This window comes from Daejeonella sp. JGW-45, assembly GCF_029360805.1.
In the GTDB taxonomy this organism is placed as follows: Bacteria; Bacteroidota; Bacteroidia; order Sphingobacteriales; family Sphingobacteriaceae; genus Daejeonella.
The window spans coordinates 577760-603387 of sequence record NZ_JARKNC010000008.1; the positions used below are offsets into that span (position 1 = coordinate 577760).

Below are 25628 nucleotides of genomic sequence, written 5' to 3' on the forward strand. Positions count from 1 at the left end.
TCAACCCTTTCCCGACCCCGAAGGCGGTCGTATATATTTGAAATTCGCACATGCGACCACCTTCGGGGTCGACTTGTCGGAGATATCAATTACTATAAACATGCGACCCCGTCCGAACGGTGTTCATCCGGGCGGGCACCTCTGGGGGTCGGCAAGCAAAATCCTTTAACACTAAGTGCCTTCGGAATTAAGAAAGCAAACCGGAAGACTCCTTATCAAGGTAAAAAGAACAATTTGAATGCCCCTGCAGGATGCTTGAAGGGAACAAATTACTTACCGGGTTCTCAAGGCAATCTTTAACTGCCTGCGCCTTCCGTGCATCCGGAACAGAACAGATAATAGCTTTTGATTTAAGGATCTGCTTAATCGACATGCTGATAGCTTTACGGGGTACATCCTCGACCGACTTAAACCAACCCTCATTAAACTGTTGTTTCCGGCAGGCTTCATCCAGGTTAACAATGATATACGGATCTTCTACATCAAAATCAGCAGGAGGATCATTAAATGCAAGGTGCCCGTTCTCTCCAATTCCAACCAGGGCTACATCAATCGGGCTTTTTTCGATGATCTCGTTAAGACGCGCACACTCGCCTGCCGGATCGGTTTCACCGTTGATAAGATGAACGGCCTTTAAAGCCGGCACTTTATTCAGGAATCTTTCTTTCAGGTATTTCCTGAAGCTTGCCACTGATGATTCAGGCAGGCCGATATATTCATCCAGGTGGAACATCACTACTTTGCTCCAATCTATATCGGTTTGTGACACCAGTTGTTTTAACGTTTCAAACTGACTTGCACCGGTAGCAAGAATGATATTTGCCTTTCCGTTACGTGCAACAGCGTCCCTTATTAATCCCGCCGCTGCTATTCCTGCAGCTTTACCTAACTCAACCGGGTCATTTTTTATTATTACTTCCATTAATATTAGTTCTGTTTTTAATTTAAAATAATGTGCGTCTGTGTGGCCTCCTGATTATTTAAGCTTCACCTCTGTAGTTCCGCCTTTAGACATGCTTATATCTACAGGCTTGTTCGTTTTCCACGACCCCGCTGTAAAGTCAGGCACATCAACAGAATTCGACCGGTTGTTAACTGACTTCTCACTCAATGGGAAAACCGAACTCCAAAGTGCCGCATCATATACATCCTGATCCAGCGGCAAACCGTTGCGCAGGCAATCGATGGTGCGCCAATCCATTAGAAAATCCATTCCACCATGACCGCCGACCTGCTTGGCCAGTTCACCCACTTTTTTGATAATAGGCGGTGCATACTTTTCTTCAAGGGCTTTAAACTCCTCTTCGGAAAACCAGCCGGTATGACTGTTCGAAATGCGGGCCGGAAGAGGGTACTTCTGCGCCGTGCCTTTTGTGCCGCTTACCAGGTGAATTCTTGAATATGGACGTGGCGACGTAACGTCATGCTGCACCATAATTGTCTTACCCTTATTGGTGCGGATGGTGGTGGTGTTCATATTGCCGTTAAAAGGCTTACCAACGAACTGCTTGTAATGGTCATCCGTTGCAGCCAGCATTTTAGCCTTTTCGTTCATCATAAAATCATTGCTGGAGACAGAAACGAGAAAATCCATTTTATCGCCGCGGTTGATGTCCATAACCTGGCAAACCGGACCCAATCCATGGGTAGGGTACAGATTGCCTTTCCGGCTGGCATCCATTTTCAGACGCCACTGGTCGTAGTATTTGTCTTTCGAAAAATCACCTTCCAGAAGATCGTGTATATAAGCGCCCTCAGCATGTATTATCTCGCCGAAGAAACCCTGGCGGGCCATATTCAGTGTAAGCAGTTCGAAGAAGTCGTAGCAACAGTTTTCAAGCATCATGCAATGCTTGCGCGTCCGCTCTGAAGTTTCTACAAGCTGCCAGCATTCTTCTACAGTTGTGGCGGCAGGCACCTCGACACAGACGTGCTTCCCATGGTTCATGGCATAAACTGCCATAGGCGTATGCAGCACCCATGGGGTAGCAATATAGATCAGGTCGATATCGCCGCGCTCACAGATCTTTTTCCATTCCTCGCTATTGGCGGTGTAAAGCTGCGGATCCTGGCCTGAACCTTCCAATCGCTTTTTCACGGCATTGGCTTTTTCAGCCCGCAGATCGCCTATTGCCTTAATTTCTACACCTCCCACCTTGCTCATTCTTACTACTGCGGCAGAGCCGCGGTTCCCTGTGCCGATAAACCCTATGCGCACCTTATCTAGCTTCGGGGCAGAATAACCCGACATGTTAAAATGCTGCACACGGGGTGTTTCCCCGACCTGCTCAGGCGTCCCTTCCGCCCCCAGGGCATACGAGGGGATAATACCAGCCCCGGCGAGGCCAATTCCAGCCATGCCGGCCAGCTTTAAAAAGTCTCTGCGATTATTTTCCATGTTTATATCAATTGTTTTATGATAAATCAAATATGCTTTATACGCTTAAAGCCGCGCGGGCCACTCTCATAGTGTTTCCACTCAGTATCTTTTGGATCACATCGTCCGGGTATCCCATTTGAACCATACCAACAGTAAACAGCGGCCAGTTGGTCCATGCCATACTTTGTTCCATTTGCGGACTTTCCTTAAAAGGTTCCTCAGGCCAGAGAGCTTCCCAACGGGTTCTGGCGGGTTGCGGCTTAAGGGATAATTTCTTGCTTTCATCGGCAAAGAAGCGGGAACTGTAAGCCACATCTGTTCCGATAGCCACGTGATCACTTCCAAATTTCTTAACCACGTAGTCGATATGCTTCATCATCTGGGCGATATCCCCTGTTCCGCCCAGAAACCTCGGGATACAGCAGATCCCTATGTATCCGCCAGTATCTGCAATTGCACGTATCACATTATCGGGCTTTGCGCGGATATGGTGATTAACAGCCGCTGCCGTTGTATGACTTGCAACCATAGGTTTCTGCGAAACCTGTGCGGCCTCCAGGCTGGTTTGCCAGCCGGAATGGGCGATATCCACTATTACTCCTACTCTGTTCATTTCTTTAACAACTGCTCGCCCAAAGTCACTGAGCCCGCCGTTCGAAGTTTCCGCACATCCATCACCGATCACGTTCCGGCGGTTATAGGTAAGGTGCATCATCCTGATCCCCAATTGATAAAAGACGCTGATATATCGTAACTCTTCTTCGAGCGTGACCCATTCCTGTGGTAATGGAACTCCGTTGCCGGTAAAATAAAGAGCATGGCGACCCTCCTTTTTTGCCAGCAAAATATCGTCCGGCGTTACAGCCTTCGCAACAAAGCCGCGCATCATATCGGTAGCATAGGTGAAGTGCGACAGACGTTTTAGCAAACGTTTGACCTCATTACCTTCTTCGCCGGAATTTTGAATGATACAGGTCACCCCTGATGCCCTCCATGCTGTCTCGAATTCAGCCCTTTCCTTTGTGTCCTTAACAAAACGGGTCATCGTCATATCTTCCTGCATATCCTGCAGCTCCAAAGGTGAGGCCTTAGAACGGATGGCAGCATCAACAGCCGCACCGTCATAGGAAGCCCTCGGCATAAAGCCATAAGCGTCAATTACTACCGAGTTGCGGTGTAATTCCAATCCATGTTCCAGCTGCTTCCGGGTGGGTTTGAGAATATTCTTTGCTAATTCGAAATCAGCGCTGATCCTTTCATTTATTATAACCTGCTGCCTGTTGATATCACCGGCAGCCGCGGGGGTGATTTCCTCCGGCACTTTGAACGGCTGTGCAGTAAAGCTTCCCAGAACACCTTCTCCGGCAATTGCCAATCCGGCGATGCCTGAAAGTTTTAAAAAGTCTCTGCGCTTGTTTCCCATGTTTGCCGATTATTACCTGAATAATGTAATTGTAAAGGTGCAGTATATCTGTCCTGCAACGATCGTACAGCAATATAGCAGCTATTCGCTTCGCTTGCTAGGCATTGGCTAAAAAAAAGAGCGAGAACGTTATCGGAAAAAGGCGGTACGGGCTCAATACTTATCTCATGTAAAACAGGATCTTGCTCTACCTGGAATCTCCAGTGGAATAAACGAAGAACCTCGTAACATACCGGCCCCCGTTCGCGGTATTGATAGAAATTAGATCAATGACACTGATTTAATTTATAAAATGCTTAATAAATGTGTTTAAACTTCCAAAATACATAAGTAAAACCAGTCATTATTCAACAGCGATCGCAAATTTAATGGTCAAAAACCGTCAAAATACCTATTCCCTGGTTGGTAAAATATTATTGATAGAATTTCTTGCAATAATGACAATGTTTTCGAATATTTACCGATCCATTTAGAATAGGCCCTCAAAAGCACAATTCATTCCGTATGACAAGGAGCTGTTTTTCTCAATCGTAAAAAAGCTGCAAAACAAAGGCAACAATGAACAGACTTAAACAAATGCTCGTGCTCCTGATCGGTATTACAGGATTCCACGAAGCACATAGTCAGCGCTTTGAAGCTCCCATCACCACGATTAAGACAAACATTCTGGGAGCCACTTCCGGAAGCATCAACCTGGCGGGCGAATTTACTTTACGGCGCCAACGAACGCTCGATGACCTGATCCTGTCCATGAATCTGCCGGTTTCCTATAATCCTTTCACTTTTGGCGAGAATAAGAGAATGAAACACATAGCCTTCCAACCGGAATACCGTATCCGTAAACAAACGTCGCTGGGTTCGGGCTTTTTCGGGATCAATGCCCATTATGCATACTATAATGTAGGGGGTATCAGCCTACCCTTTAAACTGGCCCCGTCACTGAGGGAACAAAGATTCCAGGGACAACTATACGGCATGGGAGTAACAGGCGGCTATTATTTCAAAATCGGCAAAAGCATGGGTTTTGAAACTACACTCGGTGCCGGGTACGCCTACCTGAACTATGATGTTTACAGATGTGAAACCTGTGGCAGCAAGCTGGGAACTGAAGAAAAAAATTATGTCGGTCTAACACGGGCAGGCTTCTCCCTTGTCTACACCCTGCGATAATGAACAGCATTTAAAATCATTCACTATTAATAAACAAATTAACTCTACACACAATGAAAACTAAATTTTACGCAATTTTACTACTGGCTGCAATGAGCGTCGCAGCCTGTAAAAAAGAGCCTCGCAGCGGCGGCCCGGGAGCAGAAGAGCAGGGAACCGCTAAACTTACACTTAAAATAAAGCAGGCTAAGGGGATAACCACCTACACGCCGGACGACCCGAACGCAACCGATGAAGAAAGCATCGTAAACCGTATAGATGTATTCATTTTTGATGATGGGGCCCCTTTTGGAGTTATACATCGCTCGGTTACCGCAGCGGCGGATATTTACGTGGACCCGCTTAATAAGATCACCAGCGGGCTTAAGCCGATAGAACTCCTGAACGTTAAAACCGGTCGGAAGCGGGTTTATGTAGGAATTAACCTCACAACCGCGGTCGTAAACCGTATCGCTGACAATTATGCCTTCTTAACGGATGGTATATCCTTTAATACGGGTACCATTGCTCCTTATAATACTGATCAGCTGTTTGAGCATTTAGTCGGTACTCCCCTGGTACCAGCTAATAACGACGCCAATCTCGTGATGTTCAACACCTTCGATTTTGATGACGCTGTTCCAGGAAACCGGAACATTATTGACATTACCGAGGCTGGTCCAAATCCTATCACGGTAAATGTTAGCCGGATGCTTGCCAAGGTTGCAGTGAAACAGGACGCAGCCTTAAGCCTGGTAGTCCCGGGGGGTACTCTTTCAGATCTGCGGTTTACTGCAGGCCGCACCAACAACCGCTTGCACCTGGCCCCGCTTAAAAATTTCATCGATGGCAACTGGGCATCTTTCCAAAGTGCAGACTTTAACCTGAATGCCGTAGATGCCGTCTTCCAGCCTTATGCCAACGGAGTGATCGACCCCACCGATAACGATTGGGCCACAGACTTTGACTTCGAAGCTGCTGCCACGCCTAAGATCTATCTGCCGGAAAACACTTCAGAGTTGCATCGTCATAATGATGTGAGCTTTGTAAGCCTGAGAGCAACATTTACTCCAACCGATGACGGAGAGCCTGTGGGATTTGGAACAACTCCCACAGTTACCGGTGCATTCCCGGCGGGAACTTTTTATGCCGTGTTTTCCAATGACCCAGGTGCCGTTCTCACACCAACCCCGGGCATGGCGATCCACTATTTCCCAAGCACCGGCGAGGCGGATGCAGATGCTTTTGCCACTGCACATAGCGGAGTAAAAATTACCTATACCGGCGGTTTCTGTTATTACAGGATCTATCTAAACGCATCAGGAAATGGGACAACAACCGGGAATCCATACGATGTACTGAGAAATGTGTTTTATAAGGTTAATATCACAAAAATTAATACGATTGGTAACTCCCACCCCGACGATATTCCTGGCGCCAGTGGAACGCCTGCATTCCCGGGAGGTTCGGTGGTAGCTGAAAATCCAGAAGTGCTGCCGACAACGGTAATTTCACCTCCTGTAAACGCTGACATTGAAACCACCGTAACGATAGCGGATTGGGTTTCACAACCGGAAGACGTAGAATTCTAGATAGGCAGTACACCCTTAGACGATATAGAGCCAGGGTCATAAGCGCTGTTTTCAGCAGCGTTTATGACCTAAACTCGCGTGATGAAACAGTTTTTCAAAACCAGGCTGATCATGCTGCTGCCTTTACTAATGCTGCATGCTTGTATAAAGGAGGACCTGTCAGAATGCGTATATCACCTGCAGTTCAACTTTGAGCCGAAAAACCTTCCTGCAAGCAAATCGCCGTTTTTCCGGGGTGTTAAAACCTTATCCATATTCGCCTTTGATGAAGAGGGTTTATTTGTGAAGGAATTTGTTGTACAAGACCCGGAACAAAGCACATTACTGGAATTGCGTCTGCCTGACGGTTTGTATTCATTCATGGCATGGGCAGGATACAATGCGGAACAGCATGGTAACCTGGCGCTGGAGGCTGGAGTGAGCACTATTAATGATTTTAATATCCGGGCTTACACAGTGAACGGGGCGGAAAATGCTGTACCTGCGCAGACATTATTTTATGGCATGGTGAACGATATCGCTATAACGGTACCACCCAGCGTTCTCAGGGAAGAGATCGTGATGTCGGCAAGTACAAAACCGCTCAATCTGCAGATCATGGGACTCGATGTCAGTAACTATCAGCTTATCATTACCGATAACGCCGGCCGGTATGATGCTTACAACAACCTGCTCTTGCCTCACAATAACGATAAGAATAGCAAAGCTGCCATGAATCTGGTAAAAACAGACGAAGGTAAAAAGGGGGTTAAGGGAACTTATAAAGATGGAGTTACCGGCACTTATTCGGTTTCAACTGCATTGCTCTGGCCCTCGGGACATGGCGATAGAAAAATAAGTATAGTAGATCGTAATACCGGTTACACGGTGCTTTCGTTAACCCTTTCGGAGCTCCTCGGCAAACTTCCCGGCTATAACTTCGACCATGAAGCCGCTATTACTATCCTGATCAATTACCGATCCGAGATTAGCATCGACGTTAATATCAATGGCTGGTGGATAATCCATTCGAATGATGAAGTGTAAACGTTATTTATTGCCCGTGCTGTTTTTGGCCGTGTTCAGCTCCTGCAGAAAGGAAGATCTGCCCTCAAAAAGCATCGAATTGGTCAACCTGGAATTCAAACTGGGAACACCTAATTCCAGGCAGCAATCGATACAAACCTATTCCCTTACGCCTGCAGATGAAAATGCGATAAAATCTATCATCCTCCTCGCCTTCAAGGTAGTTTCTCCCGGCGTGGAAACCTTTCAATACCATAAGGAAGGCATGCAGATTTATCCGGGGTCCACCGTAAACGAAAAGAAATTTTTCACCTCAATACAGAAAAGCCCCGAAACCTACCGTTTTGTGCTCCTGGTAAACGGCGGTGACCAGGTCAGCGATCAAGTGGAAAACCTGGTTCCCAACACCGCAAAGGAAGATGTCATTCAGAACCTCAGCTATTTGATCACTACGAAATGGGATGCCAGTTCCTCCGCGACTTTCACCCCCTTACCGATGTGGGGCGAAAGCAGTGAGATCGCGGGAATTCATGCCCAAACGGTGCTGCCGCAGGTCGAGTTGCTAAGAAGTTTGTCGCGGATAGATATTAAGCTGGATCCCACCCTGTCCCCTACGCACACTATCACAGATATTTATGTACAGAACGCCAACGATAAAGCAAGCATGGCCCCCTTCCCTTCGAGCTATGATGGCCTGGGAAACCTTATATCGCCCAGCATCCCTCCGGGCACTAATCCGCTTGGCGTACAACATTATGATTTTACAGGAGATAATTTAACAAGCATTGAAGGCGAGATTTACTTGCTCGAAGCCGAAGCAGCCAGCAGTCCCGGTGCGTCCGATGCTACAGCTCTTGCTATCGGAATAAGCGAAAATGGTGGAGCGACTGAATATTACCGGATTGATTTTCTAAGCAGCGGGGTCCCTATTCCATTGTTGCGAAACAGGAAGTATTCCATAACCATCTCCAATATAGTGGGTACAGGAGAATTGAACCCATTAGATGTTTTTAGCCTGGCACCTCCTGACAGGACTGTAGCTGAAGGATATAAAATCTCCGGGAACCGTATAACCCGCGAAAACGGATTATCTATCAGAATAGACACAGAACAATAATTAGCAGGAAAATGAAAGACCAGTTCGCCTTCGGCCTCATGCACATTTGCTTCCTATTTATTCTCAGCCTTTCTGCTTGCAAAAAAAACATTTTACCTGATGAGAATCTACGTACCGTTCTTGTGTACATGGGCGGTGATAATAACCTGAGTGATGAAACTGATGAAAAAATAGCCTCACTGCGAAAATCTGTCATTCCGAATGAAGGCAGGCTGCTCATCTTCCAGGATGCATTAAATCAAAGCCCCAGGCTATTGGAAATTAAATCAGGCAATCTGACAACACTGAAAGTCTACGATCCGGAAAGTTCCGCCAGTCCGGAAGTCTTCAAACTTGTACTTCAAGATATACAAAGGCTTGCGCCGGCATCCAGCTATGGGCTTATACTGTTTTCCCACGCCTCCGGCTGGCTTCCCGAACGAACCCTTATTAAACCCTACGCCGTGGTCCAGGACGGCAAAGAAGACCTTGAGCTCAGGGACTTCGCAGCAGTTATACCGGAAAGCTTTTTTGATTTTATGATCTTTGAAGCGTGTTTCATGGCGGGCATTGAGGTATTATACGAGCTCCGCAGTAAAACTGATTTTATTGTGGCATCCGCCACTGAAATACTCTCACCCGGCTTTACGCCGATCTATCCCGATTTAATCCCAACCTTATTCCAGGAAGAACCAGGTTTGAAAAGATTCGCCGAAATATTTTTCAATTATTGCAACTTACAGCAGGGGGATTACCAGGCGGCCTCAATCGCTGTAGTCCGCACCGCTGCATTACAATCACTGGCAGCCTGGACAAAAGTCCACAAAGACAAAACCCTGCCACCTGCCGACTTAAAATACATCCAGAAATTTGACCGGTACGGCGATTACACGCTATTCCTCGATTTTGAAGATTATTTTCAGCGCGTGAGTTCACCAGATTCTCACGAAGCCCTGAATAAAATTTTGAATGATGTCGTTATCTATAAAGCCGCCACGAAGGCCTTTATGAAAGGAAGTTCAGGATTTGACATTAACCGTTTTTCCGGACTAAGCACCTATGTTCCTCAACCACAGTTTCCCTACCTGAACGAAGAGTACACAAGGCTCAGGTGGTCAAAGGCAGCACTATAATTTGCATCCCCATACACACCTATAGGCGGATCAAATTCTCAATTTTCTCAAAGGTCAGCGGCTTACTAAGAAAATCTCTGACACAATGGTAAGTGAGCGCCCGTAGCTTTTCGCTGGCGTCAATGGACGACGAAACAACGACCACATCCATACTTATAGCCAGGTGCGTAAGCTTTTCAAGAAATTCGAAGCCACTGATCAAGGGCATATTTAAATCAAGAAGCAGCAGATCGGGCGTATTGTTCCGCACATAGTCGAGCGCCTCAAAAGGATCAGCAAAGGCGACAACGTTTTTGTCAGAATACTTAGAGAACAGCATTTTATGAAGCTTATTAACAATAGGATCATCGTCGACCAGAACAATATTCCGTATGGCTTTCTGAATTGTCTTGGGTGGAAATTCAGACACCACTTCGTCCTGATTGATCAAGGAATTCAGGTTCAGTAATATGCTGTCCAATTGACGGGCCTGCTGGTTAATATCTGATAAAAGCGATTTGATCTTTGAATAATTGAAGTTCTCCAGGCGGGGATGCGAGATCAGATCGGAAAGGCTGAGAATATTGCAAAGTGGTGCACGAAGCTTATGCGAGGTGACAAAAGACAGATCTTCTCCATACCACGGCAATCCTTCCCAATTTAAGTTAACCAAAACACCCGATAACTGATTGCCAACCGACACCGGTGTGCACATTATATGCACCGCCTGACTAACAGAATCGTTTATCTTAATGGTCCGGCGTATGCTGACAGGATACCCCATAAGACAATGGTCAATCATCTTATTGAACGTATTCTTATATTTTTTTGAAACAAGATTTAAAACAAATTCGTCTGAATCGTTAGCATGGCCGACTCCCTGAAGATGTACTAAATCCTCAACATCGTAATATTCTATCTTCTTTCGATGATCAATAAGCAGAAGCGCGTAGGGAGCGGATGAGAAGTCCTTAAAAGCTCGGGCACGGGTAAACCTTTCTTTTAATTTTGACATTTGGGTCTTCTCCATTATATTCTGTTGTGCACCGGTATTGATTGGTGCAGAGTGCTTTTCATAAGCAACAAATATATCATTTGATTTCGTAAATGCAAGAAATTCCATCAACAAACATGTACAGGTCAACAGGTTCAAATATCAATTTACACGAAAGTCGATTATACAGGAAAGGGGCTTGCTTATCCGTTTATAATGAATCTGTATTACGAAACCGCCGCAACGGAGTTTAGTATTTCGCTAAATTGTTAGTCGATCCTGCAATATGAAACCATAATGCTTTTGCTAAAACCCGCAGGGGTCTGATTATCAAATCATGATTGCTTCATCACCAATAAAAAACAATCTATGGCAGATGAAAATATTGGTCTGTAATTTGACTAGTATTACCCAAAAATGTTACAAATCGGGATCATACCAGAATTATTAAGTAATATATGCAAGAAATCCTTTCACGCGAGTCTATTGGTTCGAGAATTCGCAGCCTGAGAGTCCAAAATAACCATTCTCAGGAAACTGTGTCAAAATTCCTGGGAATGTCCCGGGGCAATTATTCACAGATTGAGCTTGGGAACCAGTTCCCCACATATGATATGCTCTACAAGATATCAATCTTCTATAACAAGTCGTACGAATGGCTTTTACATGGTCAGCATGCCGTTCTGCCCGATAAAGCGTTACCTAAACCGACCCTGGGTTCTTCAGCAAGCACTGTTCATCTGGTGAAGAATTCAGACTTCTATCATTATCTTACCTCCAGGTCTAAAAAAGCATATATTGATAGTTTGGGGACGGTAGATATTAGTCGCGCCGAGCAGGAAGTCACCTATTTAAGCGGGGTTTACCGGGCTTTCGAGGTTCCCGATTCAGGCATGAACGGAATATTTCAGCAAGGCGATGTGGTTACAGCCCGGTGTGCCAGCCGCATTTCAGATATCCGTCTAAATGAGTTTTATGTGTTGATCACCCACGAAGAGATCCTGGTAAGACGCGTTGCAGCATACTTTGCCGATACGAAAACGCTCGTGTGTAAAACTGATAATCCCGGTTACCCTATTGTTGTAATTAAGGCGGACGACCTTTGTGAGCTTTGGCAAGTGTGGGGCATATATTCTACAAAAGTGGGGGATATTGTAGAACAAATGGGGCGGCAGCTTAAGAAGTTCGAAAAATCAATTACGGTCTTGAAAAAAAATATTGAAAATATTAAGACTGAGGTTATTGAGAATGAGAGCGATAGTCTGCCTTCTGTTCATTGAGGCACAACGCCCCTCAGGATTTGCGCTTGCCGGAAGTTCCGGTAAGCCAGCCACTCATTCCCCTTTCTTCCGGGGTCCCCGGTAAGATATTGTCGAGAAGGAAGGCCCAAAGACCGGATACCATCATGGGTGTAGCTAATACTACGTTTATAAAGACCATCAGGGACGTGTTTTCCAATTGGATCGGATTTTCTTTCATGTAGGAGGGCAGAGAAAGACCTAACATTAATGACGTTCCGATCAGTACCTGATTCCGGGATATATTTATTTTAGCTCTCAAGATTAATTCCAGGCCCGTCATAGCTAAAACACCAAATGCCACAAGATAAACAGCACCCAGGATAACCTCTGGTATTTCCGCCATAAAAGCTCCGAATTTCCCGACTATGCCGATAAAAAGTAATATTATACCGGCGACTATACAGACAAAGCGACTTGCAATGCCGCTCAATCTAATCACGCCAATATTCTGAGAAAATGTCGAAGTAGCACTTCCTCCCAGCACACTGGAAATAATACTCCCTACTCCTTCAGCAGCGATCCCACGGCTTATTTGCTTTATTTTAGGCGGATCCGTTCCCGTTACTTTTGAAAGCGCCATATAGTCGCCGAAAGATTCAAGTGATGCCGTTAAATATGGAATAGACATCGCAAAAATAAACCCCATATTAAATTTCGGGGCGCCCCATGGGAAAAACTCGGGGACAGTGAACCATTTGCTTTCAGCTATCGTCTGAAGGTTAACATACATCAGGTGCTTTTCCGGGAACCATTCCAGCCAGGTTCCGACCATGGCGGCCGCATAGGCAATAATTACAGCCAGAAATAGAGACATAGTTTTCGTCATTACCCCAAAGGCGAAACTGAAAGAGATCACCATTATAATGACAATCATCGCGTAATGCCAGGCGTCTCCTATGAACTCCGTAATGACAGGCCACAAACCCAGGCCGATCATCATAATTATAATTCCTACGGTCATTGGCGAGATAAGCCGGCTTACCCACTTAAGGACATTCAAAAAACCTAAAGCTGATTGAAAAACCGCACCAACCAGCAAGGCTCCACCCAGATATTGCATGGTGATGAGGGGATCGGAATAGAGAGAAACACCTAAAGAGCCTAAGGCCAGGTAAGCCGGTATATGGCCTGACGTAGAACCTTGAATAACCGGCAAGCGTACCCCAAGCATCACCTGGATAATAGTCGCTATTCCTACCGCAACATTGATATAGCCGATCAGCAAGCCTATTTGTGAAGTAGTCAGTCCGACAGTCGTCCCTATAATTACAGCCGTAGTGATACTTCCCAGGATCATGGCGAAGATGTGCTGAAAACCATAAACCACTGATGCACCAATTGGCGGCTTTTCATCCATTTCGTAAACTAAAGATTTACTCTCAGTGTTTTTGGCCATGACTTTCTGATATAAGTGATCGTCTTTTTGTTCTCTACCAAATCGGGCTTCTTACAAACAAGTACAATAACCTTTTGTTGTGATATTAACAAATTGCTTGTCGTGGCAAAAAATAACACTGAGAATCCGGCACTGGTTTATAACGCCGATGACCAACCCCGGTCAGCCCGCGATTGGATTATTTACAGTCTGCAGTGGGTAGTTACTATGGTCTATGCTGTTGTTTGGGGATATGCTATAGTAGGTATTGAAATGGGGTTTTCTTCTGCCGAACTTTCCGGCTATATGTCTTCGATCGTTCTCACTATCGGACTTTCAACTTTACTTCAGGCCTGGCTGGGACATCGAATGGCCATGGTTTCAGGACCTAACGTTATCCCGTCCCTCGCTATTGTTACAGCCATCACTGCCGGCGGCAAAGAATATGCCCAGCAAGCCTTTTTTGCCCAGTCCGTTGCAGGTATTGTCGTTATCATATTAATACTTTTTGGAGCTGTAAAACTCATAAACAAGGTCTGGAGCCCGCTAATTCTCGGATCGATGGTCATACTTGTGGGTCTCTCAATATCTAAACAGGGTCTCGCCCTGTTGGTCGACCTGGGATTCGGATGGCAATTTTTCACGGGCCTGGTACTCGCATTAGCGGGTACATTTGTCGCCATCCGTACAAAAGGGATATGGGGAACACTTCCGCCCTTAATCGTAATTGTTCTGGGCTATGCCGTCTTTATGACCATGAACGAATTCGAATGGAAACTCATGCAAGAACCCGACCCGTTTGTATTGCCTGAAATCCTGCCCTATGGTTTAGAGATGCCGCCCTTTGATTTGATTGCAATCATGATAGTTGTAAATCTTATGGCGGCTCTTAATATGTTTGGTAATCTCACGGGCTATTCGGGCGTAACCAAGCATAAATTAGACGACAAAACAATGAACAGGTCGTTTCTGTTCTTCGGGACGATCGAAACATGCCTTGCCGGGATACTTGGCGTCCCGGCTACTGTAGCCTATGGCGAGAATCTTGGAATTGTGATGTTAACGCGCGTCGCAGCCCGAAGTTTCATTATTGTTGCCTCTGTCATTTTTATATTTTTTGCTTTCATCGGGCCTGTTGGAGGATTGATGGCGGCTATGCCTAAGCCGGTAGCCGGGGCGGTATTGCTGGGAATTGCCTCTACCGTCGTAGGTATCGGAGCCAACATGATGGCCGCCGCACCGAGCTTTGGAAGAAGAGAACAAAGCCTGGTGGGTTTCTCAATTTTCCTGAGCCTGGGTTTATTCCTTCTGCCGCCGGAAACGTGGGAGAACGTACCGAGAATCATCACAACCATCTTCAGCAACCCCATTATATCCGTAATCATATTTGTCATGCTGTTCGAACAGATCATTTTCCGGCAAAAACAGCCTGATAAAAAATAAAATCATTTCTATGAAAAAGCAGACAAGCAAAGAACAGAAAATTAAACCTGGCACATCAGCAAAATGGCAGCCCGGTACTGTTTCAAATATGGCCGATGAGCGACGATATGAAGAGGTGCTTGATAAGCGGCGTGAAACTATTCTCGCACAAGCCCAAAAGGACTATGATGATTTTTTGAAAAACCGGACCTTTAGATTTCCGATCTGGCAATACGGGCAACCCAAAGGAAAGCTTTTCAGAGTTGAATGTGAAGACAACCCGAATTTCGGAGAAACGTCCTTTCTTGAATTCGATTCAGGCAGGACAGCATTTGTTTTGATAGACTTTCAGATCGATTTTTGCGGGGAGAAAGGTTATGTAGACGTGATGAAGTATCCCCTGGAAAACACTGCTGTGCCTTTACTTGCCACCCGGAAAGTTCTGGATGCTGTTCGAAACACTGACATCACGGTTATTCACACCCGGGAAGGCCATCTGCCGGATTTAAGCGACTGCCCTTACAATAAACTTCTGCGAAGTAAAATTATAGGTAAAGGTGTAGGCATAGGAGAAAAACCCAAAGGTGGTATTGGCCGGCTCCTGGTCAGGGGATCCAAGAGCTGGGGTATTGTTAAGGAGGTAGAACCCGTTGAGGGCGAGATTCTCGTTGACAAGGCAGGAAAGGGAGCAGGTGGCTTGAGTACCCTTTACCCTACGCTGCGTAATTTAGGCATAACGCATTTGGTAATTGTAGGAATAACTACCGATGTATGCGTAAATAGCATCATGACCGAAGCAAACGACCTTGGTTTCTGGTGCTTGCTCCTGAAAGATTGTACGGGCGCAACTGATAAAGGTAATTACGCGGCGGCTATAAAAAGCACTAAAATGCAGGGCGGAGTTTTTGGATGGGTTTCAGATTCTGAAAAATTTATAAGCGCATTAAATGATGTATAATTGCAGGAAATTCCCGTTAAATATTCATTAAAAATAACCTTGCTCTGCATATTGTAAAGAGGAGCTGTTGTGGTTTCCATTCTATTGCTTGATCGTAGCCATGTCAATTACGAAGCGATACTTCACATCTCCTTTCAGCAAACGCTCATAAGCTTCATTGATCTGTTGAATGCTGATCATCTCGATATCCGATACGATGTTATGCTGACCACAAAAGTCAAGCATTTCCTGTGTTTCGGCTATCCCTCCTATCATCGAACCTGCGAAATTCCGGCGATAGGGAATAAGGCTGAATGCTGCAACCGGAAGCGGATTCTCCGGAGCGCCAACCAGAGCAAGAGAGCCATCGACCTTCAAAAGGCTCAGGTAAAGATTAATGTCGTGCTGCGCAGAAACCGCGTCGAGAACGAAGTGCAGCTTTCCCCTATATTTCGTCATCTGCTGTTCGTCTGAAGAAAGCACCACATCATCTGCTCCCAGGCGTTTGGCATCGTCTGCCTTCCCCGCTGATGTCGTGAACACAATAACCTCTGCGCCCATTGCCTTCGCAAGCTTCACAGCCATATGTCCTAATCCGCCAATACCCACTATTCCGACTTTTTTCCCGGGTCCGACATTCCAGTGCTTCAGCGGAGAATAAGTAGTTATTCCCGCGCATAACAGTGGCGCAGTGGCCGCCAGATCAAGATTTTCCGGCACCCTCAGTACGAAGGCCTCGTCAACAACAATACTTTCCGAATAACCTCCGTAGGTTTGCGTGCCCAAATATTTATCCGGTGAGTTATATGTTCCAATATTGCCTTCCCCGCAATATTGCTCCAGGCCATCTTTACAGTATTCACACTCACGGCAGCTATCTACCATACAGCCGACACCGGCCACGTCGCCAACCTTGAATTTGGTCACATGATTCCCAACAGCCACAATCTTGCCCACAATTTCATGGCCCGGAACACATGGATACACGGTACTGTGCCACTCGTTTCTGGCCGTGTGAAGGTCTGAATGGCAAACGCCGCAGAACTGTATCTCAATTTCCACGTCATGTGGCCCGGGATTTCTGCGCCTGATGTTTAACGGTTTCAGTGCATCTGCTGCTGCCTCCGTACCGAAAGCCCTGGTTTCTTTTGCGTGAACAGAAACTGCGCCTTCTGCTGTTGCTCTAATCGTCTCCATATGCGTTTGTTAATGTTTGGCAATATACGCACTAAGCTCAACACATCTGCCGGTTTATTGGTTCGTAATAACTTACAATCAACCCGGACTATACCCTGCGGATGACCATCGTTTATCCAATGAATCTGTCGATTTAATCTGCGAGAGAAAAAATCACGCAAGTAAGATGGAACCTTGCGGCCGGCAACCCACATTGATTCATTCTCGCCTCAAGCTCTCTGCAGGCCTGTTGAAGGCGGTTTTTATTGCCTGGAAACTAACGGTCAGCAAAGTGATCAATAGGGAACATGCACATGCAGCCACAAATATACCCGCTGATAAGTTAGTTCGGTATTGATAGCCCTCCAACCATCCTCTCATAAAATACAAGCTCATAGGAATGGCTATGATACTCGAGATCAATACAAGTATTATATAGTCCTTCGAAAGCAACATCCAAAGGTTAATTACTGATGCACCGAGAATCTTGCGCACTCCGATCTCTTTGGATCTCTGTTCGGCCACAAATGAAGCCAAACCAAATAGACCCAGGCAAGAGATAAGGATAGTAAGCCCTGCAAAAACGCCCGCAAGCTTTCCGATCCTTTCCTCAGAACTGAATTTGAGGCTATATTCGGTATCCACAAATTTATAGTCGGAAGGGACAGATGGAGTGAGTTCCCCGAAAACATTTTCAATCTTCATTAATGCATTGCCTATGCTGCTACCTTGCTTAATACGGATAAACAGCCAGTTCTTTGAATCATCGGGAGAAAGGAAAAATATAGTAGGTACTGCGGGGTTATACGGCGATTCCATGATCATGTCTTTCACTACACCCAATATCCTAAAGTTCTTACCGCTGTATCTTTCCCAGGTTATCACTTCTCCGACCGGGTCTTTTAACCCCATGTACTTCACGGCGGCCTCATTAATTACAAATCCGGCAGAATCACCGGGCAGCTTTGCATTAAAGTCGCGGCCGTTTACAAACTTCCAGCCTACGGTTTTGCCGTATTCATGCGTTACCGATAACGTCCCGAACTGATCCTTAACGGAGGAATCCTTGTCTTTCCAGGTGAAGCCGCCATTACCGGAATCAATCCCCGTGATGGAACTGGCAGATTCAGCGACCTCTTCTATCATTCCTGTTGCCTTCAGCTTATTCCTGAAAAGATCATACTTTCCCTGAAACTCTTCTGTTGTCATGGGTATTGCAATCAAACCTTTTTGATCATAGCCGACATCCCGATCCTTCGCGAACTGAACCTGACGGTAAACTACTACAGTGCCAATAATCATCGCAATGGAAACTGTAAACTGTAACACCACAAGAAATTGCCGTGGTAATGCCGCAAGACGGCCGGGCTTAAACGTTCCTTTTAACACTTTCACCGGGTTAAAAGATGAAAGATATAGTGCGGGGTAACTTCCGGCAAGGACACCCGTAAACAGGCTGAAAGATATTCCCGCAAGCAAGAACCATCCATTCAGCAATGGCAGTTTAATATCCTTGCCTGCAACTGCATTAAACTCCGGCAATGCAAGGAAAACTATCCCCATGGAAATTATAAAAGAGCACAAAGCAACCAAAATGGACTCGCAAAAGAACTGCAAGATCAATTGCCCGCGAACTGACCCTACCGCTTTGCGGATACCAACTTCGCGAGCACGCTTTTCCGAACGTGCAGTACTAAGGTTCATAAAATTAATGCAGGCTAATAGCAGCACAAAGAAACCTATGGTTGAATAGAACCAGATCGCCTGTAGTTTGACGCTTGTTACAGGCACACCGCCATTCGCAAAGCTGGAATATAAATGCCAACGGTCCATGGGATGAATAAACAAATTCGGCTCTGCCGCAGCTTCTTCCTTGCTTACGTGCGGAGTTTTAACGTGCCGTATTTTTGCTGAAGCCGTATTGAAATCAGAGACAGGAGACAACAAAGTATAAATATTTACCCATGTGTTATTCCAATCGTTACGCTTTCTTTCCACCCAGTCGTTAGACGATATATAAAGCTCCCACGTCGAGAGGAAACTCACGCCATAGAGATCGGTATTCTTTGCAAAATCACTATATACACCCGTGATCGTCAGGGGTAGACGATTATCCATCATCAGTACCTTTCCTACCGGGTCAATATCTCCAAAAAACTTGTCTGACAGCGAGCTGCTGATCATTATAGAATTGATATCATCCAGGCCGGCTTTGCTTCCATGAATTACCTGTATACTGAACACGTCTGTCGCTTCAGCTTCTATAAACAGCCCCGTTTGTTTCATTTTTTTGTCAGCAGATGACAATACATGATTTTCCGCGCCGGTAGAAAGCAGAACCTGCTCAAAATCGTCCTTATATGAAGTTTTTAATTCCACACCAAGCGGCATAGGTTGAGATGTGCCAACCCTTGGCGATTCTTCCCATCGTGTTAGCACCTTGCCAATCCGGCCATGATTATCAAAGCTTTTATTAAAAGAAAGCTCGTCATGTATCCACAAGCCAATGAGAATGGCCACAGACATGCCGGCTGCCAGACCTCCGATATTAATAAATGACGATACTCCATTCTTCAAAAGGTTACGCCAGGCAATTTTAACATAGCTTTTTAACATGTTTATCGGGTTATAAATTCCAATTTATAGAAGATGCAGTGTTGGTATAAAATGCATGCCATTGCCGCAATTAATTCTATTTCAAATACTTACACATAAAATAAGTAAGCCTTAGGTGTTCGGATACGAACAGCGTTCGTACGTTTAAGGACGATGGCAGGCGTCCAGAATAACTGGTCAACCTTCCTATGCATGCCTTCTTATTCAGTTAATGCTTCGGAGAACGAATAAAAGGCCTCTTGTATATTATTGAAAAAATTAGTATTTTACTTTAATTTTTAATTGGATGAAAAAGAAAATACTTGTAGTTGAAAGAGATGAGGACATTCTATATATAATTCGTCACCTCTTGGAAGAACAAGGGTACGCGGTCGGAGTATCCATAACGGAAGAAGGCATAGTAGACAGGGTAATTAAGGAAAAACCTGATATAATACTTCTAGATATTATTAAACCCACAGCAGAAGGAACGGCCTTATGTAATGCGCTTAAAAGGGTTCCTTCAATTAAACATATCCCTGTAATTGTGTTGTCTACTTATCCGCAGATTCAAACAGTTAAAATTGAATGCGCAGATGATATAATTGACAAGCCTTTTGATATTTCTGAAATAATCAATGTAATTGAAGATCATCTTGCCGCTTAACGAGTCCGGGTAGCTGCGTTGGACAAGTAGAGGTGGTGAAGATTGATTCAATAAACCACTTCCCCTTGCGAGTCCCTTGTCTGCCACGGCACTTTAGGATTCTAAAACCCGGTTTATCAGTTGTCTAAAAAACCGATAAACCGGGTATTATAAAGAAGAGAGAACTTAATCACTCAGCACTACCAGAATTAGCATCTACCTGCTATAAGTATCCTGGATTCTGTGGAAATTTTGCCCCCACATTCAGATCGATCTGTTGCTGCGGAATAGGCCAGCGGAAATTATGGGGCTTAATAAACGCACCCGGACAAAGTGGATTATCATTGTATTTCAACACCCTTTCAATAAGCTTATTTGTACGTCTTAATGTGATGAGTCTCCATTCTTCTCCATAAAGTTCTCTTGCGCGTTCATCTAAAATATAATCAATATTAACATCGCCGGCTAAAACAGGAGTTGCGTTTGCCCGCCGCCTAACTTTATTTAGATCTTCTGCTGCTAGTCCTGTATTGCCGACTCCCAAATAGGCTTCAGCCCGCAAAAGCAAGGTTTCTGCAAAGCGCAATGCATACCAATCTTTATGTGTAATACCACCGCCCGATCTGTTAGGCTGCAAGAAGTAGTTGAGCGGGTCTGTAAATTTGGTATGGATTGGAAAAATAATCTTAGTTGTATCTGCAAGTGGATTGGGTCGTTTGGGATTATACAAGTTGAAATCGATCTTCTTCTTGTGATAAGCAGATTCCGGATTGTCATAGTAGAAATTCCTTTTCAGGTTATGCTCAGCATTTCGAGTATCGTTATTCCAATTATTCTTCCAGATATTATAATAAACAAGGCTCGTTCCCCGGCCATTTGCTGTAGGTCTGCCTAAAGTATCAGAATATCCCGTATACAAACCATTAAATAATTCACCGCGAATACCTTTCTTTCCATCGGGTGTAAGTCCGATATCAAAATAACGAGGCCCATAGATATAAGCACTTGCTATCTGTCCCCCGCCGGTAATAAATGGTTCAACCTGAATCACCCACATTGACTCTGTATTCTCTGCTAAGTTGTGGTTTCCATATCCAAACAGATCAAAAAATGCATCGCCTGCTCCAAACACATCTTTGGCAAGCCTGGTTCCGAAACGGCGATCCATCAACTTATAATTGTAGTCGTTAATTACTTTTGATGATGCTTCAACCGCTAATTGAGCTTTTCCCTGTTCCAGATATGTTTCTGCCAGATAATGCCAGGCTGGCCCTTGCGTAATTCTTCCCGGGGCATCTTCTTGTCCGGGTCTGGGTAGGTTTGCAGCTGCAAATTTGAAATCCTCAACCATCAGATTATGAATATCTGCAACGGGATTTCTAATAAAATCTGCTTTGGCTGTTTTAACTGGTTCAGTTAGAAGGGGAATATCGCCGTAAGTTGAAACCAGGTAACGGTATGAAAAAGCTCTGAAAAATCTGGCCTCAGCGATATATTTATTTTTACCGGCTTCTCCACCCTGGAAGGCGGCTGGATCAGCGTTCTCCATTCTGTCTATCAACACATTAGCCCATTGAATAACTTGAAACCCTACATTCCATGTATCAACTACGTTTCTCCACACAGGAGTCATATCTTCATACGAGTTGAGATATACGCCTCCCGCCGCAGGGGTCTCGCCATTATATCCAAGATCAGATCCGTGTGTGGCCCAATTCATTACACCAAACTCGCCAAACGAATAATACGCCGAGCGAACGCGGTCGTGGATTGCTGTAATACCCTGTTGCGCACCTGCTTCGGTAAGATAAGCATTATCAGGCGATAAAAAATCAAGTGGTTTCTCATCAAGAATACTATCGCTACAGGAGGTAACTGTAAATAACGCAATCAGAATTGCCAAGCATTTCAAGCTTAGTTTTTTTATGCTATAGTTCATGTTTTTAGTCTTAGAATACATAACAATTAGTTAACAGAGCTTTATAAACTAATATTTAAACCGAAAATCAAGTTTCTCATCATAGGGGTATCGCTGATCCCGATTTCCGGATCCCAGCCATCCCAATTAGTCCACACGTAAGGATTCTTACTTGATAAATAAACCTGTGCTGATCTCAGATTTACCTTCTCTAACAAGCTTTTTCCGAAAGAATAGCCAATCGAAACATCCTGCAATCTGACAAAACTTCTGCTTTGGTACACCCCGCTTTGACGAAGAGGAACGTTATAAATCCCGGTAGTGTTAGTCGTTGGAGCCTCAGGCGTCCAATATGCGTTAATTGCAGAGTTATTGTGTCTCTCCGGAAAATAGAATAATGGATTGATAATCAAGGCATTGTTTGCCATATAGCGATTTTTTCCACCTTGAATCGAATTAATAAACACCGATAGTGAGAAATTCTTATAAGTGAGGGAATTGTTTATACTAAAGCGGTAGCTTGGCGACTCGTATCCGATAACTGTTCTGTCATTAGTGGGTTCAATCGAGCCATCGCCATTTTGATCAACATATCTAAATTGGCCGGGATACCAGCCTGTCAGCGTCCGTCTGTTAAAAAACTCCTCTTCGGTCCATACGCCTCCAGCCATTTCGTAGTCGTAAATAGCGCTGATAGGCTCTCCCACAAACCATGAGTTACCAATATCATTATCGTTTTCCCCTCCGTATAATTTACTGATCTTATCACGGTTTAGGGCGAACGTAAAATTGCTTTCCCATCTTAAGGCTCCGTTTAGGTTAATAGTTTTAAGATCGAGTTCAATTCCTTTGTTTTTGATTCCGCCTATATTCGTCCATATAGAGGCGTAACCTGCAGTTCTGGGGAGCTGCCGTTGAACAAGTACGTCTGTAGTATTCGCAGTATAAAGGTCTAATGACCCCGTGATTCTGTTTTTAAGAAATCCGAAATCTAACCCGCCGTTATAAGATGCTGTGGTTTCCCAGGCTAAATCTTCATTACCCAATGTGTTTGGAAAAAGACCGATAGCGGTTGATTGTCCGTACACATAGTATCTTGTGCCCATTCTTGACAAACTTGAATATCTTCCAATTCCCTGGTTCCCGTTTTTACCGTAAGAGGTTCTTAATTTCAAATAGAAGCCCATATCTTTCAGGAAAGGCTCTTCGGTAGCTACCCATGCAACAGACGCCGATGGGAATGTTGCCCACTTATTTCCAGGTCCGAATCCGGAGAAACCATCTCGGCGAACTGTGGCTGTAAACATATATCGAGACAAATAGCTATAATTAACCCTTGCCATGTAGGAGAGACTACTTTCTTCATATGCTGTAGATCCTACCGTTGCCACCTCAGCTAAGCCGACATTGTTATAACCCAATATTTCATTGTCAAAACCAGAAGCATTAAGCTCTGATTGACTTCCTTTTCTTCCCTCCCTGCTAAAAAGCAAGGTTGAATTTACCTGGTGGTCACCAAATTCGCGCTGATAGGTAACTATATTATTAAGAGTCCAGTCTCTTGCCTCGCTTGGCACTTTGACCGCAAGTCCTCTATTTGCAACACCCGCCGGAGTACTGCTTGTGTTGAATGTGTTATTGTTACGGGTTGAATATATATTTGAATAATTAAACTCATATCTCAAACCCTTAACCCAGGGTACGGTTACTCTGGCAGTTCCCACAGCAAACAGCTCATTGCTGATATCAGAATTGTCTATAAAAAGGTTAACCAAAGGATAGGGCTGAAATAGCTCTCCCCCGAGATAGATATCGTAATTGGGTTTTCCTATATAATTGTTAACGAGCGGACTAGCTATCCTTGCATTGGCGAGACTAGCGGATATACCGGAATTGTCTCTTGAAGAATAAGAAGCGTTTACTCCAACAGTAAGCCAGTCGCTTACCTGACTTTCCAAATTATTGTGAAGTGTAATCCGCTTTAATCTGTCGTTGAGCTGAATTCCTTCTACATCAGTATAAGATCCGGAAATGTAGTAGGTAGTTCTTTCAGATCTTCCTTGCAGGCTAAGGTTATAGTTTTGCATTGGTGCGGTTTGCAGAACTTCGTCCACCCAGTTTATCTCCCTTCCTGCCAAATAATTTTCCTGCTCTTCAAGTGTCTTAAGATATGATGCCACCGTCGCACGGTTTGTTACATCCGGTCTTTGAGGACGACCTACGGCACTGGTAGGATTAGTTTTATACCACGCATATACTTTACTTTGCCAATCCCAGTCAGCTAGCCTTACGGCAAACTCATCACCGTTCATAACTCTCATGGAGTTGTTAGTCATGTCCTGAAAACCAGCATAGCTGTTAAATGAAATAACCGGCTTGTCTGTTTTACCTTTTTTGGTGGTAATAAGCATTACTCCGTTGGCAGATCTTGATCCATATACAGCAGCAGAACTAGCATCTTTCAGGATATCGATCGTCTCCACATCATTAATGTTGATATTAGATATACTCCCATTATAAATCACCCCATCAAGCACAATTAAAGGCTGATCTGACGCAGATAAGGAAGTTTTACCTCTTACCGAAAGAGTTGGCTCGCTTGCGGCACCACCTCTTCCTTCCAAATTCACCCCTGCTGCGGCTCCAACTAATGCCTGGAAAAGGTTTACGTTTGCCAGCGTGGCCTTATCACTCATCGTGATTCTGGCTACTGACCCTGTCAGATCACTTTTCTTTTGCGTGCCATAACCCACAACCACCACCTCGCTAAGGTTTTGCAAATCTTCTTTCAGAATTATACTCACGCTGCGTTGATTGTTAACAGCAAACTCCGTGGTTACAAACCCGAGATAAGTAACCACCAGTACAGACATTTCATCGATGCCCTTTAATGTAAATTCTCCATTAACATTGGTACTTGTTGCAGTATTGCTACCCTTTATTTCCACCGATGCCCCCGGAAGAGGCACGCCTTTCTCATCAGTTACTTTCCCCTGCACATCTATCGCTTTAGGCTGCACCCAGAAATCTGGTTTTAATATTTTCTCTTTAATTACTATAAATTTATCTGCAATAGCATACGTTAAGGGTTGTCCCTTAAGACATTCATCTAAAACCTGCTCTATTGTGGCATTTTTAACATTTATATCAATACGCTGTCTCTTCTGAATAATACTCGCATCATATAGAAAGTCGTATTTGCTTTGCTTTCTAATTTCCTTAAATAGCTTTTGTAGAGTTATTGATTCTTGAGAAAGAGTAATTTTCTGAGCATATCCAGCTGCATTTACCTGCAATAGGACTGAAAGTGTCAAAACAATAGTGAGTTTCATAATCAGCAATGTTTTGCTTTTTACCCGAGCGATCTCAGGCAAATTAATCATGTAAAATTTCATACATTTGGTTGTTTTGGGTTGGTTTGGTAAGTTGTACACGCGATTTATTCAACAGATACCCAGACCTGGCCGGGAGTGTTCCACCACTTCTGGCCTTTTGGATACCTTAAAA

General features: G+C 44.6%; 18 protein-coding genes. 9 read left to right on the forward strand and 9 right to left on the reverse strand.

The window, feature by feature from the left end; genetic code table 11:
* Positions 1–187: 187 nt before the first annotated feature.
* From P2W76_RS12165 to P2W76_RS12175, 3 genes are read right to left on the reverse strand one after another with little or no spacing between them, the layout of a single operon-like run.
* Complete coding sequence (locus tag P2W76_RS12165) at positions 188–922, reverse strand: glucosamine-6-phosphate deaminase (RefSeq protein WP_276348098.1); 735 nt, start codon at positions 920–922, stop codon at positions 188–190.
* A 54-nt stretch (positions 923–976) separates the two neighbouring features.
* On the reverse strand, positions 977–2398 hold the full coding sequence (locus P2W76_RS12170) for a Gfo/Idh/MocA family oxidoreductase (protein WP_276348099.1): 1422 nt from the start codon (positions 2396–2398) through the stop codon (positions 977–979).
* Positions 2399–2435: 37 nt separating this feature from the next.
* Complete coding sequence (locus P2W76_RS12175) at positions 2436–3803, reverse strand: membrane dipeptidase (protein ID WP_276348100.1); 1368 nt, start codon at positions 3801–3803, stop codon at positions 2436–2438.
* 558 nt (positions 3804–4361) lie between these two features.
* On the opposite strand from P2W76_RS12175, the gene P2W76_RS12180 reads away from it, so the two are divergent.
* From P2W76_RS12180 to P2W76_RS12200, 5 genes are all read left to right on the forward strand, one after another.
* Positions 4362–4973, forward strand: a complete 612-nt coding sequence (locus P2W76_RS12180; protein ID WP_276348101.1) for a DUF3575 domain-containing protein — start codon at positions 4362–4364, stop codon at positions 4971–4973.
* 53 nt (positions 4974–5026) lie between these two features.
* Entirely contained in the window at positions 5027–6544 is a 1518-nt protein-coding gene (locus tag P2W76_RS12185) for an Mfa1 family fimbria major subunit (RefSeq protein WP_276348102.1), read from the forward strand.
* Between the two features lie 81 nt (positions 6545–6625).
* Positions 6626–7570, forward strand: a complete 945-nt coding sequence (locus P2W76_RS12190; protein ID WP_276348103.1) for a FimB/Mfa2 family fimbrial subunit — start codon at positions 6626–6628, stop codon at positions 7568–7570.
* Entirely contained in the window at positions 7557–8666 is a 1110-nt protein-coding gene (locus P2W76_RS12195) for a hypothetical protein (protein WP_276348104.1), read from the forward strand. The genes P2W76_RS12190 and P2W76_RS12195 overlap by 14 nt, the downstream gene beginning before the upstream one ends.
* A gap of 11 nt (positions 8667–8677) precedes the next feature.
* Positions 8678–9778: a clostripain-related cysteine peptidase gene (locus tag P2W76_RS12200; protein ID WP_276348105.1), complete on the forward strand. Its 1101-nt coding sequence runs from the start codon at positions 8678–8680 to the stop codon at positions 9776–9778.
* Between the two features lie 19 nt (positions 9779–9797).
* Here the strand turns inward: P2W76_RS12200 and P2W76_RS12205 are convergent, their stop codons facing one another.
* Positions 9798–10772, reverse strand: coding sequence for a response regulator (locus P2W76_RS12205; protein ID WP_276348106.1), 975 nt, complete (start codon positions 10770–10772; stop codon positions 9798–9800).
* A 437-nt stretch (positions 10773–11209) separates the two neighbouring features.
* Between P2W76_RS12205 and P2W76_RS12210 the strand changes: the two genes are divergently transcribed.
* Complete coding sequence (locus P2W76_RS12210; RefSeq protein ID WP_276348107.1) at positions 11210–12031, forward strand: helix-turn-helix domain-containing protein; 822 nt, start codon at positions 11210–11212, stop codon at positions 12029–12031.
* A gap of 13 nt (positions 12032–12044) precedes the next feature.
* Here P2W76_RS12210 and P2W76_RS12215 read toward each other — a convergent pair whose 3' ends face one another.
* Positions 12045–13448 (reverse strand): solute carrier family 23 protein, encoded by a 1404-nt coding sequence (locus tag P2W76_RS12215; protein WP_276348108.1) that lies wholly within the window; start codon positions 13446–13448, stop codon positions 12045–12047.
* A 102-nt stretch (positions 13449–13550) separates the two neighbouring features.
* On the opposite strand from P2W76_RS12215, the gene P2W76_RS12220 reads away from it, so the two are divergent.
* Positions 13551–14870 (forward strand): solute carrier family 23 protein, encoded by a 1320-nt coding sequence (locus P2W76_RS12220; RefSeq protein WP_276348109.1) that lies wholly within the window; start codon positions 13551–13553, stop codon positions 14868–14870.
* A gap of 10 nt (positions 14871–14880) precedes the next feature.
* Complete coding sequence (locus P2W76_RS12225) at positions 14881–15807, forward strand: cysteine hydrolase (protein ID WP_276348110.1); 927 nt, start codon at positions 14881–14883, stop codon at positions 15805–15807.
* Between the two features lie 81 nt (positions 15808–15888).
* On the opposite strand, the gene P2W76_RS12230 is transcribed toward P2W76_RS12225, so the two are convergent.
* Both P2W76_RS12230 and P2W76_RS12235 read right to left on the reverse strand, forming a co-directional pair.
* Positions 15889–16983 (reverse strand): NAD(P)-dependent alcohol dehydrogenase, encoded by a 1095-nt coding sequence (locus P2W76_RS12230; RefSeq protein WP_276348111.1) that lies wholly within the window; start codon positions 16981–16983, stop codon positions 15889–15891.
* A gap of 198 nt (positions 16984–17181) precedes the next feature.
* Positions 17182–19578, reverse strand: a complete 2397-nt coding sequence (locus P2W76_RS12235) for an ABC transporter permease (protein ID WP_276348112.1) — start codon at positions 19576–19578, stop codon at positions 17182–17184.
* A gap of 286 nt (positions 19579–19864) precedes the next feature.
* On the opposite strand from P2W76_RS12235, the gene P2W76_RS12240 reads away from it, so the two are divergent.
* Positions 19865–20224 carry a response regulator gene (locus tag P2W76_RS12240; RefSeq protein ID WP_276348113.1) on the forward strand — a complete coding sequence of 120 codons (360 nt, stop codon included), beginning with the start codon at positions 19865–19867 and terminating at the stop codon, positions 20222–20224.
* 202 nt (positions 20225–20426) lie between these two features.
* Here the strand turns inward: P2W76_RS12240 and P2W76_RS12245 are convergent, their stop codons facing one another.
* The gene (locus P2W76_RS12245; protein ID WP_276348114.1) at positions 20427–22106 is read right to left on the reverse strand and encodes a RagB/SusD family nutrient uptake outer membrane protein; all 1680 of its coding nucleotides are present in this window, start codon (positions 22104–22106) and stop codon (positions 20427–20429) included.
* Positions 22107–22183: 77 nt separating this feature from the next.
* Positions 22184–25453, reverse strand: a complete 3270-nt coding sequence (locus tag P2W76_RS12250; RefSeq protein ID WP_276348115.1) for a TonB-dependent receptor — start codon at positions 25451–25453, stop codon at positions 22184–22186.
* Between the last annotated feature and the right edge of the window lie 175 nt (positions 25454–25628).

Bases quoted from the DNA above. Each gene is read 5' to 3' on its own strand.
- P2W76_RS12165 (WP_276348098.1), bottom strand. From the start codon at position 922: ATGGAAGTAATAATAAAAAATGACCCGGTTGAGTTAGGTAAAGCTGCA.
- P2W76_RS12170 (WP_276348099.1), bottom strand. From the start codon at position 2,398: ATGGAAAATAATCGCAGAGACTTTTTAAAGCTGGCCGGCATGGCTGGA.
- P2W76_RS12175 (WP_276348100.1), bottom strand. From the start codon at position 3,803: ATGGGAAACAAGCGCAGAGACTTTTTAAAACTTTCAGGCATCGCCGGA.
- P2W76_RS12180 (WP_276348101.1), top strand. From the start codon at position 4,362: ATGAACAGACTTAAACAAATGCTCGTGCTCCTGATCGGTATTACAGGA.
- P2W76_RS12185 (WP_276348102.1), top strand. From the start codon at position 5,027: ATGAAAACTAAATTTTACGCAATTTTACTACTGGCTGCAATGAGCGTC.
- P2W76_RS12190 (WP_276348103.1), top strand. From the start codon at position 6,626: ATGAAACAGTTTTTCAAAACCAGGCTGATCATGCTGCTGCCTTTACTA.
- P2W76_RS12195 (WP_276348104.1), top strand. From the start codon at position 7,557: ATGATGAAGTGTAAACGTTATTTATTGCCCGTGCTGTTTTTGGCCGTG.
- P2W76_RS12200 (WP_276348105.1), top strand. From the start codon at position 8,678: ATGAAAGACCAGTTCGCCTTCGGCCTCATGCACATTTGCTTCCTATTT.
- P2W76_RS12205 (WP_276348106.1), bottom strand. From the start codon at position 10,772: ATGTCAAAATTAAAAGAAAGGTTTACCCGTGCCCGAGCTTTTAAGGAC.
- P2W76_RS12210 (WP_276348107.1), top strand. From the start codon at position 11,210: ATGCAAGAAATCCTTTCACGCGAGTCTATTGGTTCGAGAATTCGCAGC.
- P2W76_RS12215 (WP_276348108.1), bottom strand. From the start codon at position 13,448: ATGGCCAAAAACACTGAGAGTAAATCTTTAGTTTACGAAATGGATGAA.
- P2W76_RS12225 (WP_276348110.1), top strand. From the start codon at position 14,881: ATGAAAAAGCAGACAAGCAAAGAACAGAAAATTAAACCTGGCACATCA.
- P2W76_RS12230 (WP_276348111.1), bottom strand. From the start codon at position 16,983: ATGGAGACGATTAGAGCAACAGCAGAAGGCGCAGTTTCTGTTCACGCA.
- P2W76_RS12235 (WP_276348112.1), bottom strand. From the start codon at position 19,578: ATGTTAAAAAGCTATGTTAAAATTGCCTGGCGTAACCTTTTGAAGAAT.
- P2W76_RS12240 (WP_276348113.1), top strand. From the start codon at position 19,865: ATGAAAAAGAAAATACTTGTAGTTGAAAGAGATGAGGACATTCTATAT.
- P2W76_RS12250 (WP_276348115.1), bottom strand. From the start codon at position 25,453: ATGAAACTCACTATTGTTTTGACACTTTCAGTCCTATTGCAGGTAAAT.